We start from the raw sequence: 16,118 nt of genomic DNA, 5'->3' as shown, positions 1-16,118 counted from the left end.
AATTTGCTGGCGCACCTTGCTGGTGCAACTGGAGGGCATTTTGGATGAGCAGAAAACAAAAACGCTCCCTAAGAGAGCGTTTCTGGTACAACACCATGTATTCCCGGAATATCTGAATACGGGGTATGCGCGTTAGGCGCCAGCCACACGCTCGATCAAGGCATTGGTCAGATCGGTGCTGATACGGTTACAGGTTTTGGCAATGCGGAACTGATAGGCGGCATCCATGATTTGATGGATGTCGGTGCTGACGTTGTCACGAATGCGCATATAAAGCTTGGCCTGCGTCACGATATCGTTCAATTCTACGCTGCGGGTCTGATATAACCCCGGATTAACCTGTTGCAGAGCATTCAGCTCTTTCATGCAGGGATACATGATGTCATCGGTACCGACAGAAGCCATCGGCTGAGCTGGCTGCGTAACGGTAGCGCTCGGCGTGACGGGTGCTGGCGCAGGGACACCTGCGGCGGTTGCTGGTTTGGTTTTCGCAGTCTGACACCCTGCCAGCAACACACACAATGTGGCAATGGCGATTGTTTTTTTCATTACTAAAAAACTCCGGGAAACAAAGGAACGGCGTGGTTTACCGCTACAAAAAAGGCTTGGCGTAGCATAGAGTAATAAAGCAAGCATTGACAAGATCTGCGAGGGCCCCATTACTGCTATCCACATAGAATGTCCGCCAGAGTAACATAGAAGAATCTTAAAAAAAATCACTTATCGCCAGCCACACCTGCCTACCATTTTGATTTACATCAACTTTTTTAAAAACAAATCACCAAGCAGCTGAAAAATAAAAAAAACAATCTCGATCACAGTTTGGTAAAAAAATAAGCAGATATTTTTGGTTTTCACTAATAGCCCTGTCCAGATGGCGTTAAGACCCTTCCTGATTAATTTATATTCGGTGAGTAGGATTTTAGTGGGATCGATTTATGGCAGTACTACTTAATATTTTTTCATTACAGGGGAATGGGGAAATGGACAACCAACTCACTTTGTGGGGCTGCATACTGCGCCCATTTCGCTGTATGTTGAACCCGTTAATCTTTGTCATCCCTATGGATCAGCGTTTTTTCACGTTGTTAGCCATAGCAAAGTGCCGAAAAACGAGCCAATATGCTCAATCTGGCAGCAAACGCACTTTTCCCTCACTTTAGTACTTTGACAAACCTAATACGCCTCGCTATTATTCGCCTCGTTCACACGATTCCTCTGTAGTTCAGTCGGTAGAACGGCGGACTGTTAATCCGTATGTCACTGGTTCGAGTCCAGTCAGAGGAGCCATTTTAAAGGAAGCAGACGTTAACCGACGTCTGCTTTCTGCATTTCTATTATATGGTTACCCTCTTCTTCAAGTTCACCCTCGTTCACTAAAAACCACTCGAAGCCATACCCTTTTGCTGGTAAAAATGTTGGTAATGCCGGTTCAATTATGTTTTTACCAACAAATGGGAGTGCCATGGGGAGATACCCCTGCTCTCTACAGGTTACGTGGACTCCGAGACATTGCTTAACCGTCTCAATGCTCAGTTCCCCCCCATTGCAGAAAGTACTACGGAATAACCCTGTTTCCTCTAAAACCACCCGTCACGAAAAGGAACACGACATGAGTGTCATTTTACAGATTGATTTTAGTTTCCCTGCCGACCAGCTTGGCGCAACCCTGTCCAAAAATGCGCTCTCGCTGGCCGAAAGCATCAATCAAGAGCCGGGTTTCATCTCCAAGATATGGACTGAGAATGAGCAGACCGGCGAGGCGGGCGGGATATACTTTTTCGAAAGCCGAGCGTTTGCCGAAAAATATGCCGAACACCATGTCAAAAGGGCTGAAGCGATGGGGGCTAAAAATATCCATCTGAAAATATTCGACATCAACCTTCCCCTGACCAAAGTCAACCATGGGCGCTGTGATTAACTTTGCGCTACATCCGTTCCCCTCCTTCCTTTTGGAAGGAGGGGACACTGATAGAGTCAGCGAATTTGCTGTCTGCCTGAACGCCTTATTTTTCGCCAATACCAAAAGCCGCCCAACACACATACCATCACCAATATCCCTACGGTCATTAGCCAGTTTATGTATCGCATTATAAACGGAGGCTCCCCACCATCACGAAGGGTCTGTACATCCTGCGCAGTCACTTTGTCGTCAATACCGGCAAAACGACTGCGGACATAGTTACTGACTGAGGCAATTTGCGCGTTGTTTAACTGTTCAGCAAACGCGGGCATGCTGATATCGGTATGACTGGTTTTACGTTGGATACCTTCCACGATGACCATCACCAAATTCTGCGGACCGAATGCGGAAACCGCACGGTTGCGAGTTAATGCGGGATAAAAGCTATCGTCGGTTCCCTGACCGTCATGGCCATGGCAACTAGCGCACGCATTTTCATAAAGTTTAGCCCCGTCCGTTGTTGAGCTGTCTGTCAGGGTTCCCTGCCCGGTGAGAACGCTATTGATATCAACCCCACCCCGTGGCGATTGAAGCCCAATGTTGGCTACCGCCGTAGGAATGGCTGGCACCTGCTTAACCCAGGCAGCCATCGCATTTAAATCCTCATTCGTCATCAAGCTGAAGCTGTTTTCAACGGCTTCCGCCATCGCACCTGCCGCCTGTGCCTTACCAGCCAGATGACCAGTTTTCAAATAGGTGACCAGATCCTGCTGGCTCCAATCGCCAATGCCGCTCTTATCAGGGGTAATATTAGGGGCGTACCACCCACCAAGCGGGCTACCGGCAAGGTTAAGACTGCGCTGCTCTGCCATCATGATATTGCGTGGGGTATGGCAGGCGCTGCAATGCGCCAACACCTCAACCAAATACTTACCACGCTCCAATGAACCAGGAAGCGCCACTGCCTTATCCACGGAAGCGCCGCTGAGATACAACAGATTCCAGCCCCACATCATCTGCCGGATATTAAACGGGAAACTCAGATCGGTACGTGCTGAAGGGGGAATTTCTGCGGGTTCAACACCCTGCATAAAGTAGACATAAAGCGCCTGTACATCCGCCGTAGTCATATCACGGTATGAGGTGTATGGCATAGCCGGGTAGAGATTCTTGCCATCAGCGGCGCCCCCCTCACGCACAGCATGCGCAAACTGCTGTTCGCTATAATTACCGATACCGTACTGTTTCGAGGGGGTAATATTACTGGCGATGATACGCCCCATCGGTGACTCAATCGCGTATCCCCCAGCAAAGGGAACGCCATTATCGAGAGCCTGGCGATGGCAGGCACCGCAATCAGCGGCAATCGCAATATATCTCCCACGCTCAACCAACGCCTTATCGGTGGCATATACAGCTAAAGAGTGGCTAAACCCAATAAACAACACGGTTACAGCGAGCAACCTGAAGGGTATTTTCATATTCAAATCTCACGCTCGATGATTTCAGCCGCGCGAATACTCAGAGCTACGCCCGTCAACGTGGGATTGACGACTCCCGAAGCGGGGATCACCCCAGTCGTCGCAAGAAACAGGTTGCTATGATCCCAGCACCGGCACTCGTGGTTTACCACCGAATCTTTTGGGTTATCGCCCATGATGACCGTCCCCATTAAATGGTCACGGTTTTGCCAGCCAGTATTGTCATTAATGATGGTGCCCCCCATCAGAGCGACGAATCTTTTGTAATCCGCCTCCACCACGGGTTTTGCCGCTTTGACATAGTCATCGACTTCGTAATTCACCGTCAGCATCGGAATGCCCAATGCATCTTTGCGTGTGGTACTTGGGCGTACGGTGTTGCTTGCCTGAGGGAGAGTTTCAAACACCGTGGAGATATCGACCCAGCGTGCCGCCTGATGGCGGATCTGTTTGTCCAGTTCGCTACCTATGACACCTTGAGCTATCAGGCGCTGTGCTACGGCCATATTGGGAACATTGTTAGCAATCGCGTGCTTGATTGCCGCTCTTGTTTTACGAAAATCGCCGTCGCGAGAGTTGAATATTCCCCCTTGCTGTACGGCGCCTCGCCCCGGCCAAAGAGGTTCATCGGCCAGAAACTGCAGGCCCATGCCGGTGTGATCCATTAAATTACGACCTACCTGGTCGGAACTGTTGGCTATGCCAGAAATTAACAATAACTTGGGAGTTTCCAGACCGTGGGCAGCAACGATGAAATATTTTGCCGTTAAGCGCGTATCAACGCCTTTGGAACTGCGAACATGGGCGGCAACAATTTTGTCATCAACGCCTTTTTCCAGTTTCCACACGGTTGAATCCGTGAATAAACGTGCCCCGGCATTTTGCGCATGCTGGGCATGTTGATCACCGCTGTACATAGCACCAATCGGGCATACCGGCATACAGTTATTATTACCGCTGCAGGCGGGGCGACCATCATACGGGCGAGTAGCACGCCCATTGGGTTCATGGATAAAATGATAGCCTGCCGGGGCCATGCGACTTTTCAGCCGTTGGAATAGATAAGTTTCGCCTTCAGGCAACATCGGATACGGCTGCGAACGTGGTGGGAAAACACTGCCGCCCTGCCCACTCTGATCGTCGGTATCGCTACCGCAAACCCCCAAAGCTATTTCAGCCTGGCAGTAGAACGGCTCCAACTCGTGGTATTCCAGCGGCCAATCGCGCCCCACGCCATACAACGTTTTTAGCTTCATATCACTAGGTAGATAGCGCCAGCAGGCGGCCGCCCAATGCCACGTTGTCCCCCCCACCAGTTTCAGCATGCCGGGCCGGAAATCAAAGGAACCGGTATTCTCTATATATTGTTCATCATAGGAGTGATGGGCCCAAGGCTCGTTGGGATAGGGGGAGTTATAATTAGATTTTTTCGACGAGTTTCTGAAGTTTTCGACGATTTTCCAGCGCGGAATGTGCTCGCCCGCCTCAAGAATAATAACCGATTTACCACTGCGGGCCAGCAAGGTTGCCGCATTACTACCCAACGCGCCAGAACCAATGACAATCACATCGGCATCATAGTGTTTACTCATGATAGTACTCTCATTTTCAACGGGAATTAATCGCTGTTTAGGGTTATCGGGGGCAGTGCCCAGTAGTTTGTCTTGCCACGGGAATAAGTGGGGATCACTGTCGCATCCAAAGTGGGAGCATAGGCAAAGGCATCGGTGTAACTGACAAAACGCGTGTTATCTGACGCCCGTAGCGATACGGGTGTTCCTGTATAGCCAAGATACCAGGCGGAAATGATTTTTTTGGCGGTGTCGCCTGTGGCGCCAGTCATAATCAAATGGTGATTAAGTTCATCGGCCGAGAGAATATTTTCCGTTCTCAATGCATTGGCTAACAACTGCATTTTCTCTAAAAAGTAAGGATCCTCTTCCTGCAAACAATTCAAGGCACGTAGTGCTATTACCGGACTCATTTTTTTCCCGTTGGTTAATAGCACTGAAAGCTTAATAAAAATGGCAGCGTCGCTGCTTTCACTCGGTATTCTCCCCCAGGACAAGGAAGGTTTGAATACGGCAAAGCCCATCAGGGCAGTGCCTGCTGTTAGAAAACGCCTTCTCGAATACATAAATTACGGCCTAATTAAATAAGTACAGCGAATGTCCTCCAATAACTCTACAATGTAAACAGATTAATTTTCTCCTAAATTTGTGACCAGGTTGAAATTATCTTTTTTTGACATTAAAAAATAACTTAAGCATGTATATTGATGACCAATTGTAAATAACCCCCCTTAAATTAGGAGACCGCTAGTGGCCAGCTATCAACTCTCGGTTTGTGCAGAAATGGTGTTTCTGGATTTACCCTTTATCGAACGTGTAGAACGCATCCATGCGCTGGGCTTTGGTGTTGAGCTCTGGAACTGGGCCAACAAAGATATCGACGCCCTGGTCGCAACGGGGGCCAAATTCACCTCAATGACGGGTTATCTCAGCGGCAACTTAACGGATGATAACGAGATCGCGCAGCTGTTGCAGAGCGCTGAAGCTTCGCTGACGATAGCCGAACGGCTGAACTGCCCCTGCCTGAACCTGCACGGTACCGGCCTGGATCCACAGGGCTTACCGGTGAAACCGGTTGAGAGGGTGACGGGTAACATGTGGCTGAAGGCTGCCAATACGCTGCGTCGTTTAGCACAACTCGGCGAGCGGGCTGGGCGTATCTTCACTCTAGAGAACTTGAACCTTACGGTTGATCATCCCGGTACGCCTTTTGCCCGCGCAGCTGACACACTGGCGCTGGTGGAAACGGTCAGCAGCCCAGCGCTTAAGATGAACCTCGACCTCTACCACGCACAAATTGGTGAGGGTAACCTGATTGAACTGATCCGCCGCTGTGGCACACAGATTGGTGAGATCCAGGTTGCGGATGTGCCTGGCCGTATGCAGCCAGGCACCGGGGAAATCAACTATCGCGCCATTGCCAGAACATTACAGGAGATTAACTACCAAGGTGTGGTGGCACTTGAAGGCTGGGCCTCTGGGGACAGTAGCGAAGCACTGGCGCAGTTTCGCGATCACTTCACGCTCTGATGTTTTGCCGTCGAATAGGAGCCAATTGCCTGGCGGGCAATATACTGCCCCCGGCCCCTCACTTCTGCAGCGTCACCACATATGCCGACAGCGCAGTAATATCCTCATCGCTTAAACGCGCTTTGGCCTTATTGCCTGCCCCCACGATTTCACCTGCCTTGCGAGCCAGCAGACCTTCTGCGATTTCTTGCTGAGTTAAATCTTTCAGCGGACGGGCTTTACCTAACGCATTTTTTTCACCATAGCGGCCATGGCAGGAGGCGCAGCTATTTTTATAGATCACATCAGGGGTCTGGGCCAATGCCGGGCCGCTGCCTAGCAATAGCGTCATTAATAGTGCTACGTGTTGCTTGTTCATCAGTTAATTACTCTACGGTTTAATACCTGACCATTGCCGAAACGGGTTGGCGGCTCCCCTTTCTGCCGGGACTGTTCGAATACCGCCTTCAGTTCAGGTTCTTTCAGCATGCCCACATACTGGCCAATCAGCTTGCCCTGCGGGTCGATCAGGTACGCAGTTGGCGTGCCGATCACCTGATAACGCTCCTGAGTGATCGCCAGTTGGTCGCGCACGTTGGGAAACGATACCTGGCGTTCATCCAACAGCGCCTGGATATTCATCTCATCCTTATCCGTGTTGATACCTACCACCACGATGCTGTCGCCAAACTCTTTACTCAGCTTCTCCAGCGCCGGCATTTCGGCCAGGCAGCCACCACAGCTCGAGGCCCAGAAATTCAGGAATACATGTTTACCTTGCCACTGGCTCAGCGCAACCTGGTTGCCCTGCAAATCATAGGCCGCCAGCGCAGGGGCCGCTGCACCGATCTCGGCCTTCTCTTCTTTACAGCCGTTAAGCAATAACGCGGCTGCGATTAACAGGATACCGCCAATCTTTTTGGCATTAGCTAACATGCTCCACCTCATGATCTTTAAGCTCTTCGCCCTGATACTTGCCGTGCTGTAGGCGCACGATGCGGTCAGCAAACTTGCCCAGTTCCGGATTGTGGGTGACCATCACAATGGTACGCCCCAGCTTGTGCAACTCGGTTAACAAACCCAGCACCCTCTGCTCGTTTTGTTCATCCAGGTTACCGGTTGGCTCATCGGCAAAGATCACCGGAGGTTCATTGACCAACGCTCTGGCAATACAGACGCGTTGCTGTTCACCACCGGAAAGCTGGCTCGGCAGATGATCAAAACGGTGGCCCAAGCCAACCTGATCCAACACCTTGCGAGCGGCCACTTCATCCACCACGCTATGATAGTGCTGGGCCAACATCACGTTCTCTAACGCGGTCAGGAACGGGATCAGGTGGAACTGCTGAAATACCAAACCAATTTTGTCGGAGCGGAAGGCTCTGCGCCCTTCTTCATCCAGCCCGGCGGCGTCTACGCCGTCCAACAAAACCTGCCCGTCACTGACGGTATCCAGGCAGGTCAGGATATTCATCAACGTCGTTTTGCCTGACCCCGAAGCCCCCATGATGGCGACAAATTCGCCACGCTTGATCTTGAGGTTAATATCTTCCAGCGCCACCACTTGGCCGAAGCGTTTATAGAGATGACGGGTTTCAATTACCCAGGGTGAGAGTTGCTTATCGTTCGTCGGTTGCTGTTGAGTCACCGTTACTCTCCTTTTAACACTTTGGCCGGCTCAATATTCACGGCGCGATAGGTTGGCAATGCGGCTGCAATCAGGGCAACCAGCAATGAAAGAATGACCGTCAGTGGAATAACCTGCGCCCGCAGCCCGATGGAGGCAGAGAACACGGTATGCCCCAGAACTTGAGCCAGGATATAGCCAGCAATAATGCCGACTACCACGGCGAACAGTGCGATAATCAGAGTCTCGGCCATAATCTGGCGCACGATATCGCTGCTTTTGGCGCCTAACGCTTTTTGTAAGGCAAACTCCCGCGACCGCTCGCTGACAATCGCCATCAAGGTGGTATTCACGCACAGCGTTGATAGCACCAGAATAACCACCGATACCAGCCCCATCAGCCCTTTGATCTTGTCCAAAACCTGGCCTTCAGAAGCCGAAACCTTGCGGATCGGGCGGATCTCCAAATCGGGATAGCTTTTTTGCAACTGCTCGGCAAACTGCTCCACCTGACCGCGTTCGTTGTTAACGCTGAACAAGGCGTGGCTGATTAGATCCGGCTGATGCAGCCAGCTTTGGGCCAGTGGCAGGTTGATAATCAGCACGTTATCCGTAGCGTCACCGGCTTCGACAATGCCTTTGATCTGCAACTTTTTCTTCTGGTCCCCTTCCACCAGCACCACCGAGTCACCCACCTTGAGTTCAAGGCGGTTTGCCAGCTTGTAGCCGATCATCACATTGCGATCATCAAAACTGACGCCAATCCAGTTACCCGTTACCTGCCAGTAAGGAACGATCTGCTTGAGCGATTCAAACCACACGCCCATCACCACCACTTTTTCCAGTTCGGTACGCGCCATGCCGTATAGATATGGGCTATTGGCCGTCACCAGCCCTGGTGGGGCGTTGTCGACAATCTGCTGATAACTCTTCTCCGCCATGGAATTACCCATCCCTGGCCCAACATAAAAGTTGGCGCCGAAGGTGCGTAGCTCCTGGCTCATTTTGGCGTTGATATCAAAATACACCGCAGACATCGCAGTGACGATCGCCGCCCCTACCGCCAACGCAGCAAACACCACCGCCACCCGCTGCATCCGTAAGCGCAATGCGCGGAACACCAAGCGCCAGAACATGCTCTGAGAGGAATTAACGGCCATACAGCACCTCCACCGGGTAAAGATGAGCAATGCGGCGAGCCGGGAACCAGGTCCCTGCCAGCGCAATCAGTACCGACAGCACCAGCACGCAAGGCACCACAATCCAGGCAAAGCTCAACGGCGCGCCGAACAGCATCAAACCAATCCCCTTAGCCAATCCCCAGCCAGCGATGCTGCCTAACAGGCCGCCAATAATGCCGCTCATTGCCGCCTCCAGATAGAACAGCATCATGATCTGCCACTGTCTGGCCCCCAGCGCTTTCATCAGGCCAATCTCTTTGGTGCGCTCCATAATATTGCTGGTCATCAGCGAGGCAATGCCCATGGCGGAGGCCAACAGCGCAGCCAACGTCACCACCGCCAGCAACAGTTGGATCTTCTCGATCACAATCCCTTCTGAGGCGGCCACCTGCCAGATCGGACGAACGCCGGAACCGGATATCGCCTCCTCCAACTGATGGGCGATGGACGAGACATACGCGGTGCAATACCACAAGTCGTATTCTTCTGCGTCCAGCGACTCCAGATCGGCCCTGGCCTTGCGTGACAGCTCGTTCTCCGGCACCGTCAGCGCGGAGACGCGGATGGCCTGCACTTTGCCCTTCAGCCCCTGCAAGCTCTGAGCCTGCGCCAAGGGCAGCACCAGTTGCTGTTCTTCATCGCCACCGCTAGCCAGAATGCCGCTGATCGTCACCTCCAGCGCCGCTGCTGGACCTTTGACAGTTATGGTGTCGCCAATCTTCCAGCCGCTCTGTTGAGCCAACTGTTGGCCAACCAGCGCCTGATTAACCGCGCCGCTTTCATCAGGCCACTGACCGGTCACCTGCCAATACGGGCTGATAATCTTCTGGCCGGTCTGATAGTTCTCTTCATCCGGTACGTTGACCTTCTGTTCAAAGAAGGTCCCTAACACCGGTATTACCCGTTGCTGTACGCTGACTTCACCGCTCAGCAACGGGGCAAAGCCGATGATGTTATTGCGCCAGAAGATGTCTTTGATATTGGGTAGTTCGGCCTCGTCGAGAAAATCCTGACCGGCCAGCGGGTTGTTTTTCTCACCGAACAGCGAGGGCAAGGTCGCCTGCCCGGCCGGTTCGATCAGGATGTTAGCGCCATAGGATTTCATCTCCCGGGCCATCTTGTCGCCGATATCTATCGACACGGCCAGCAGGGCAGAAACCAGGCCCGCCGCCAGAAAAATGGTGATCACCGCCAGAGATTTTTTGCGGATATTGCGATACCACGACTGTTGCAGCATGCGCCATAACATGGTTATTCCCCTTCCTTGATGAATTTCTCTGGCGTGTCGCGGAAGGCTTCATAGTTGGCCGCGCTGGAGAAGAAATAGGTTTTACCGGCGTAGTTGTAGCGATGTTCCGCTTTGGTGTTGGTCAGCTTGCTGCCGTCAACCGGGTCGGTGACTTCCAGCGTAATGATGGTGCTGAAATAGTTAAGACCGGACTCCAGCGATTTCTTGCTGATGACCAAATCCGTGGCGGTCATATCCCACTCTTCGATCGGCACCGGGTTGCAACCGCCCGGCTTACCGATCGACGGGATAAATATCCGTACGTCACAGGCCACGCATATCACCTGGTTGCCTTCCATCACGTAGCCCTGATCGCCACACAGCAGGCAGGCATCAAACACCACGCCCAGGCGCAGTTTGTCTGGGTAGCGGTTGATCACGAAGAAGCGCACGGCTTTACCGTCGTCAGCCACCCAGACGAAGCGGTGCAGTTTGCCATCCTTGACATGTTCTATCGGGATATGGACCAGCCCATCGGCATTCAGCGTCACCGGCAAGGCTTCAGATAAACGCGGGGGCTGGGAGGCAATTTTGTCCCAGTAGAGTTGGGAACCGGCAGCAATCACCGCCAGCACCAAGGTCATGACCAACACGCGCCGGGAATTTTGATAGTGGGCAACGGCCTTACGGTGTTCGATGGGCCGCGGTTCCGCCCGCGCCCGACGGCGCGGTATGACGACTTTCAACAGGTAAACCAGAGCCGTCAGCAGCAGCAATCCGCCGCAGAAATAGTTAATCAAACCGTTGGCATTGGTGACTTTGGCTACATAGCTCAGCAAGGATTTGGTGAGTTCCAGCACCTGGAGCTTCATTAATGCCAGCATCAGTTCGCCGGAGAGCGGTGCCAGCAGCAACAACGCCAACAATAGCAGCAGCGGCCAGCGCAGAGTGCGAACCTGACGCACGCAGGTCGCCAACAGCGCCCCGGCAAACGCCACGATAATCATGCCAGCAATCACCGCACTGATATTGAGCAGCAGCTCGGTGTTGATGACGTCGGTGGCGGTGATCGCCCCCAGATTAGGGGTTTTCCCCCAGCGCAGCGAAGCCACCAGCACCAGGATAAACTGCCAGACATACCCCGAGCGCGAACCAGAGGTAAACTGGTTGAGCAGGAACAGCAGGATCAGAGCGATTTGCAGGCCGGTAAACCACAGCGCCCATTGCTGTGAATCAGGCAGGTGAGTCGCGGTAAAGCTGCCGCCAAAAAAGCCGATCAGGCTCAGCAGCACCATCGGGCGCACCAGGGGAGTTTTGCGTGCTGTCCAGCTTAGCCCCAGCAGCAGAGCAACGGGCAGGAAAGATTGCAGTACCGAAACAAGAAAATAACTCATGATGGCTGTACACCCCACTCACTGACAAGCTCTGCCTGAGCGGCAATTGGGTATTAACCGTTATCCGTTAATGATGAGCTTGTCCAATCATGGCAACCAACGGAGAACGTCGCGTGGCGTTGGCATTTAAACGCCAACGGCCGGGAAGCATTACTGCCTGCCCGGCCAGTTAATCTCGATAACCCGATGACCGGGTAAATCAGTTCAAACCGACATATTTGAAGTCGAAGCTAACATCGAAAGGTTTCCACCAGCGGCCAACGCCAGTGTCACTATCGGTATGGCGATGCAGGCCAGCTTTGGATGGCGGATCGATATGATAGGTCACCTTATAGTTGCCCACGCCCATCATCTTGATGTTGGCACCGTAGTGTGGGCCGTCGCTGGCGACCATTGGCATAAAGGTGCCTTCCTGCTTCTCACCGGTATCGGTGTTGATCAGGGTGTAGGCGATGGTCAGGTAAGGCATCCATTCGCCCGCGCCAAAACCGTTCTTGTTGCCCTCAACCGAGTGGATATCCGCTTCCAGGTGGATGTCGGCTTTTGCCGCTGGCAGCCCCATCCCACGCGGATCCATATCGATCGGTTGCAGATAGACGGCCGCGATCTCCAGCTCGTTCATTTTTACCGGTTCGCCAGCAGGGTACTCTTTGAAGGCAAACGCCGCTGGTGCGGTGAATATCCCGGCGATCAGTGCGCCACTGATTAATTTTTTGTTCATAGCCATAGTTGTTATCATCCTCGCTAAATAATCGTTCAGATTAAAAAATCATCCCAGAAATACTGCGGGGTGTTACCCCCGACTTGTTGTTACGGTTCCCCGCCTCATCACCCACAGGGCAAATACGGCGGCAATCAGCAGGATCGCCTGTGGTATCAGCGTTTCGACATAAGGGTAAATACCCAGCCAGGAAATTTCTGGCACGCCGCTCAGCAACGTTGGCTCAAACAGTTTGCCTTCGATCAGCTCCAGCACGCCTTTGCCAGCAAACACAAAGGCCATCAGGTACATAAAGCTGCCGGTAAACATAAAGAACGGTTTAAGAGGTAACTTGACGACGCTGTAGCGCATGATCAGGTAGGCGATCAGCAAAATCACACAGCCGATCAGGAACCCGCCCAGAATGGACAGGTGCCCTTCCATTGAGCTGGAATCCCCCATCAGGGCAAAATAGAACAGCACGGTTTCCGCCCCTTCGCGGTAAACCGCCAGGAAGCTGGTCAGCCACAGGCCAACCATCGAGCCGCTGCTCAATGAGTGCGAAAGCTTACCCTCCAGATAGGCTTTCCACTGCTTGGCTTCCACTTTTGACAGCAACCAGTAGCTCATGGAGAACAGCATCACCACCGCAATCAGCATGGTGAACCCTTCCAGCAGTTCACGGCTGGCACCGGAGTTAGAGAACAACCACTGGAAAATCACGGCGGTGACTACGCTAGCCAGTAGCGCGACATACACCGACTGACGGATGAGCGGCAATTTGTCGTGATGATTGTTTTTCACCAGATATGCGACGATAGCCGCGACGATCAGCAAGGCTTCCAGCCCCTCGCGCACGATGATTAACAGGCTGTAAATCAGCAGGCTCCAGTTGGTCTGACCGCCAGTGCCCAACATCTCTACCGCCGCCGTCAAATCGGTTTGCAGTGACTGAGACTGCTCCTTCACGGTATCAAGCGGCTGTCCGGCTTTAATCTGGCTAACCATGCGCGTGAAGTAGCCTTCAATGCGGGTTTTAAAGGCCGGATCGCGCGAGCCGATCTTGTTCTCCATGCCGCTGGCTTCAAACAGGTCGAAGTAAGCGTCCTGGATCGCCATCATGGCGCCTTTGCCATCCCCGGTAGCGTATTGCGCAATGGCCGCATTAACCGCTTTATCAATATCGTTGGTCACTTTCTGCCAGTCCGCATCCGCCGTGGCGTCATTGGCGTCTGGCGTGGCCGCTACGATTTGGTCATCACGGGTGGTTGGTAGCCCAGGCAGCAAGTCTTCAAGATCTTGCAATAAGGCGGTCACACGGTAGCCAACCTCATTCATCTGATCCGGTTCGCCACTCAGTTTGATCAGCTCAGAGAACTGGCGGTTAATGTCCCCGGCCTGCTGGGAGGAGCGATTCTGCCGCAGCGAGGTTTCCATCTCGGAGTTTTTAAAGCCGTCATACTGCGCCTGTTGCACCTTTTTACTGGCTTCGGCATAGCTGTTGCTTTGATACAGGCCGACGGCTTCGGCCAGCAGGTCATCAATGGTTTTAAAGCTCTGCCGCCAGTAGGACGCGATTTGTTCGTTGTCATAGGCGCCGTGCTGCTGTTCTGCCGTGAGTTTGTGCCCACCGCTCAATACCGGCAGCACGCCGTTTAACTCGTTTTTCAGCCAGGCTATTTTGGCATCGACCTCCGCCTGCGGCTTGCCATCGCCGATCATCTTGCGGATTTCGCCAAAGGCGGCCTCCATCTGATAGCTTTTTTGCGCGGAAATGTTGATGCGGATCGGGCCTTCGAGGTTTTCGAACACCTCAAAATAGGCCATCTGTACTTCGCTGCGGGCTTCAGCAATCTGTTGTTGCTGGTAGAACTGCGAGGTTTTATCCAGGCGTGACTGAATGTCATCGCTCAGCTGTTGGTAATCTGCGGCAGCCAGGGCGACAGAGCTGAGAAGAAACCATCCGGCGCAGAATAACAGGATCCGTCCAATAATACGCATGGTCATGATAGGCATTCTTATAATGGGATTAATTCTCATTATGATGGGCGCATCAAGACGATACTCTGATCGAGGTCAAACTATGGCGACGATTTATTGTTCTTGTTGAGGGAAACGTGAGGAAGGACGTAACTAAATGGGCGCAGCATGCTGCACCCATTTAACCGCATATAGCGTTAGCGTTTTGCCGCTGCGAGATACTTGGCCATTTCTGCCTCAGGCACCATGCCACCGCCGGTTGCCCACACCAAATGCGTCGCATTAGCGATCCGTTGGGCATCGATCTGGTGGCTGTTCAGATAATCTTGGGCGGCGCAGACTCGAGCTGGCCCCGCCATGCCCGCCAATGCAGAAGGCTCCAACTGAATGCCCTCAATATCGGCAAGCAAGCCAAGCAGGTCGTACATCTCCTGATCGCTTAGGGTATAGAAACCATCCAGCAGGCGTTCCATAGCGCGACCTACGAATCCAGAAGCACGGCCGACTGCCAAACCATCCGCCGCCGTGACGTTATCAATTCCCAGATCCTGCACCGCGATATGGTCGTGCAATCCGGTGTGGATCCCCAGCAGCATGCAAGGTGAGTGCGTCGGCTCGGCAAAGGTGCAGTGCACATGGTCACCAAACGCCAGCTTCAGGCCAAATGCCACCCCACCAGGTCCGCCGCCTACACCACAGGGCAAATAAACAAACAATGGATGGTCCTGATCAACCTGGATGTTCATCTGTGCAAACTGCTTTTTCAGGCGGCCACCGGCCACCGCATAGCCGAGGAACAGGGTTTGCGAGTTCTCATCATCGATAAAGAAACAGCACGGGTCAGACTCCGCCTGCTTACGCCCTTGGGCCACCGCCACACCGTAATCCTGTTCGTACTCTACGACGTTAACGCCGTGTTCACGCAGTTTGCGCTTTTTCCAGGCACGAGCATCGGCAGACATGTGCACGCTGACGCTGAACCCCAGCTTGGCACTCATGATGCCAATCGACATCCCCAGGTTACCGGTTGACCCCACGGCGATGCTGTACTGGCTGAAGAACTGGCGGAACTTGTCGCTAAACAGGATGCTGTAATCGTCGTCTACCGTCAGCATGCCCGCCTCAATGGCCAGCTTTTCCGCATGAGTCAGCACTTCATAGATGCCGCCACGGGCCTTGATGGAGCCAGAAATCGGCAAATGGCTGTCCTTTTTCAACCACATCTTACCCTGGATGGCCTGCTCATAACGCTGTTCCAGCGCGCTCTGCATCGCCGGGATCGCCACCACTTCAGACTCGATAATACCGTTCGTTTGCTGCGTTTCAGGAAATGCCAGGCACAGATACGGAGCAAAGCGTTGCAAGCGCACTTCGGCCTCGGTGACATCGTTTTGCGTCAGCCCGACGTACGGTAACCCTTCCTCCAGCGTAGTCGTATTGGGGTTGAACCAGGTCACCGCTTCCAAATCCATCAGCCGTTGCACCAAAGGAAATTTCACTACCAGGTTTTCAATGTCTAACGTATTCATAAATAGTCTCTTTTG

Annotated in this window: 16 protein-coding genes and 1 tRNA gene; 3 read left to right on the top strand and 14 right to left on the bottom strand. The window is 52.9% G+C overall.

Going from position 1 to position 16,118, the window contains the following annotated elements:
* Positions 1–132: 132 nt before the first annotated feature.
* On the bottom strand, positions 133–549 hold the full coding sequence (locus KAJ71_RS03445) for a YuaE family lipoprotein (RefSeq protein WP_248944386.1): 417 nt from the start codon (positions 547–549) through the stop codon (positions 133–135).
* A 665-nt stretch (positions 550–1,214) separates the two neighbouring features.
* Here KAJ71_RS03445 and KAJ71_RS03440 point away from each other — a divergent pair.
* Positions 1,215–1,290 (top strand) — tRNA-Asn (locus KAJ71_RS03440).
* A gap of 18 nt (positions 1,291–1,308) precedes the next feature.
* Here the strand turns inward: KAJ71_RS03440 and KAJ71_RS03435 are convergent.
* A complete protein-coding gene (locus tag KAJ71_RS03435; protein WP_248944385.1) occupies positions 1,309–1,467 on the bottom strand; it encodes a hypothetical protein in 159 nt (52 codons plus the stop codon).
* Positions 1,468–1,612: 145 nt separating this feature from the next.
* Between KAJ71_RS03435 and KAJ71_RS03430 the strand changes: the two genes are divergently transcribed.
* The gene (locus KAJ71_RS03430) at positions 1,613–1,921 is read left to right on the top strand and encodes a monooxygenase (RefSeq protein ID WP_248944384.1); all 309 of its coding nucleotides are present in this window, start codon (positions 1,613–1,615) and stop codon (positions 1,919–1,921) included.
* Between the two features lie 56 nt (positions 1,922–1,977).
* Here the strand turns inward: KAJ71_RS03430 and KAJ71_RS03425 are convergent, their stop codons facing one another.
* From KAJ71_RS03425 to KAJ71_RS03415, 3 genes are read right to left on the bottom strand one after another with little or no spacing between them, the layout of a single operon-like run.
* Complete coding sequence (locus tag KAJ71_RS03425) at positions 1,978–3,384, bottom strand: c-type cytochrome (protein ID WP_248944383.1); 1,407 nt, start codon at positions 3,382–3,384, stop codon at positions 1,978–1,980.
* A gap of 2 nt (positions 3,385–3,386) precedes the next feature.
* A complete protein-coding gene (locus KAJ71_RS03420) occupies positions 3,387–4,976 on the bottom strand; it encodes a GMC family oxidoreductase (protein ID WP_248944382.1) in 1,590 nt (529 codons plus the stop codon).
* A 26-nt stretch (positions 4,977–5,002) separates the two neighbouring features.
* Positions 5,003–5,521, bottom strand: a complete 519-nt coding sequence (locus KAJ71_RS03415) for a sugar dehydrogenase complex small subunit (RefSeq protein WP_283106626.1) — start codon at positions 5,519–5,521, stop codon at positions 5,003–5,005.
* 184 nt (positions 5,522–5,705) lie between these two features.
* Here KAJ71_RS03415 and KAJ71_RS03410 point away from each other — a divergent pair, with 184 nt between their 5' ends.
* Positions 5,706–6,485, top strand: coding sequence for a TIM barrel protein (locus tag KAJ71_RS03410; RefSeq protein WP_248944380.1), 780 nt, complete (start codon positions 5,706–5,708; stop codon positions 6,483–6,485).
* A gap of 58 nt (positions 6,486–6,543) precedes the next feature.
* On the opposite strand, the gene KAJ71_RS03405 is transcribed toward KAJ71_RS03410, so the two are convergent.
* The 9 genes from KAJ71_RS03405 to dsdA all read right to left on the bottom strand — a co-directional run bounded on the left by KAJ71_RS03405 (position 6,544) and on the right by dsdA (position 16,103).
* Positions 6,544–6,843 carry a c-type cytochrome gene (locus KAJ71_RS03405; RefSeq protein WP_248944379.1) on the bottom strand — a complete coding sequence of 100 codons (300 nt, stop codon included), beginning with the start codon at positions 6,841–6,843 and terminating at the stop codon, positions 6,544–6,546.
* Positions 6,843–7,400: a TlpA family protein disulfide reductase gene (locus KAJ71_RS03400; protein ID WP_248944378.1), complete on the bottom strand. Its 558-nt coding sequence runs from the start codon at positions 7,398–7,400 to the stop codon at positions 6,843–6,845. Before KAJ71_RS03400 ends, KAJ71_RS03405 begins: the two co-directional genes overlap by 1 nt.
* Positions 7,390–8,112, bottom strand: a complete 723-nt coding sequence (locus tag KAJ71_RS03395; RefSeq protein WP_248944377.1) for an ABC transporter ATP-binding protein — start codon at positions 8,110–8,112, stop codon at positions 7,390–7,392. The genes KAJ71_RS03400 and KAJ71_RS03395 overlap by 11 nt, the downstream gene beginning before the upstream one ends.
* Before the next feature lie 2 nt (positions 8,113–8,114).
* Positions 8,115–9,227: an ABC transporter permease gene (locus tag KAJ71_RS03390; RefSeq protein ID WP_248944536.1), complete on the bottom strand. Its 1,113-nt coding sequence runs from the start codon at positions 9,225–9,227 to the stop codon at positions 8,115–8,117.
* A gap of 13 nt (positions 9,228–9,240) precedes the next feature.
* Positions 9,241–10,521: an ABC transporter permease gene (locus KAJ71_RS03385; protein ID WP_248944376.1), complete on the bottom strand. Its 1,281-nt coding sequence runs from the start codon at positions 10,519–10,521 to the stop codon at positions 9,241–9,243.
* 2 nt (positions 10,522–10,523) lie between these two features.
* Complete coding sequence (locus KAJ71_RS03380) at positions 10,524–11,894, bottom strand: Fe-S-containing protein (RefSeq protein WP_248944375.1); 1,371 nt, start codon at positions 11,892–11,894, stop codon at positions 10,524–10,526.
* 199 nt (positions 11,895–12,093) lie between these two features.
* Complete coding sequence (locus KAJ71_RS03375; protein WP_248944374.1) at positions 12,094–12,621, bottom strand: iron transporter; 528 nt, start codon at positions 12,619–12,621, stop codon at positions 12,094–12,096.
* A 66-nt stretch (positions 12,622–12,687) separates the two neighbouring features.
* Positions 12,688–14,595, bottom strand: coding sequence for an FTR1 family iron permease (locus tag KAJ71_RS03370; RefSeq protein ID WP_248944535.1), 1,908 nt, complete (start codon positions 14,593–14,595; stop codon positions 12,688–12,690).
* Positions 14,596–14,771: 176 nt separating this feature from the next.
* Positions 14,772–16,103, bottom strand: a complete 1,332-nt coding sequence (gene dsdA, locus KAJ71_RS03365) for a D-serine ammonia-lyase (RefSeq protein ID WP_248944373.1) — start codon at positions 16,101–16,103, stop codon at positions 14,772–14,774.
* Positions 16,104–16,118: the final 15 nt, after the last annotated feature.

Source organism: Serratia silvae, assembly GCF_023282985.1.
GTDB classification, from domain to species: Bacteria; Pseudomonadota; Gammaproteobacteria; order Enterobacterales; family Enterobacteriaceae; genus Chania; species Chania silvae.
The sequence above is the reverse complement of the archived record's forward strand: the minus strand, read 5'-3'. Positions and strand labels throughout refer to the sequence as shown.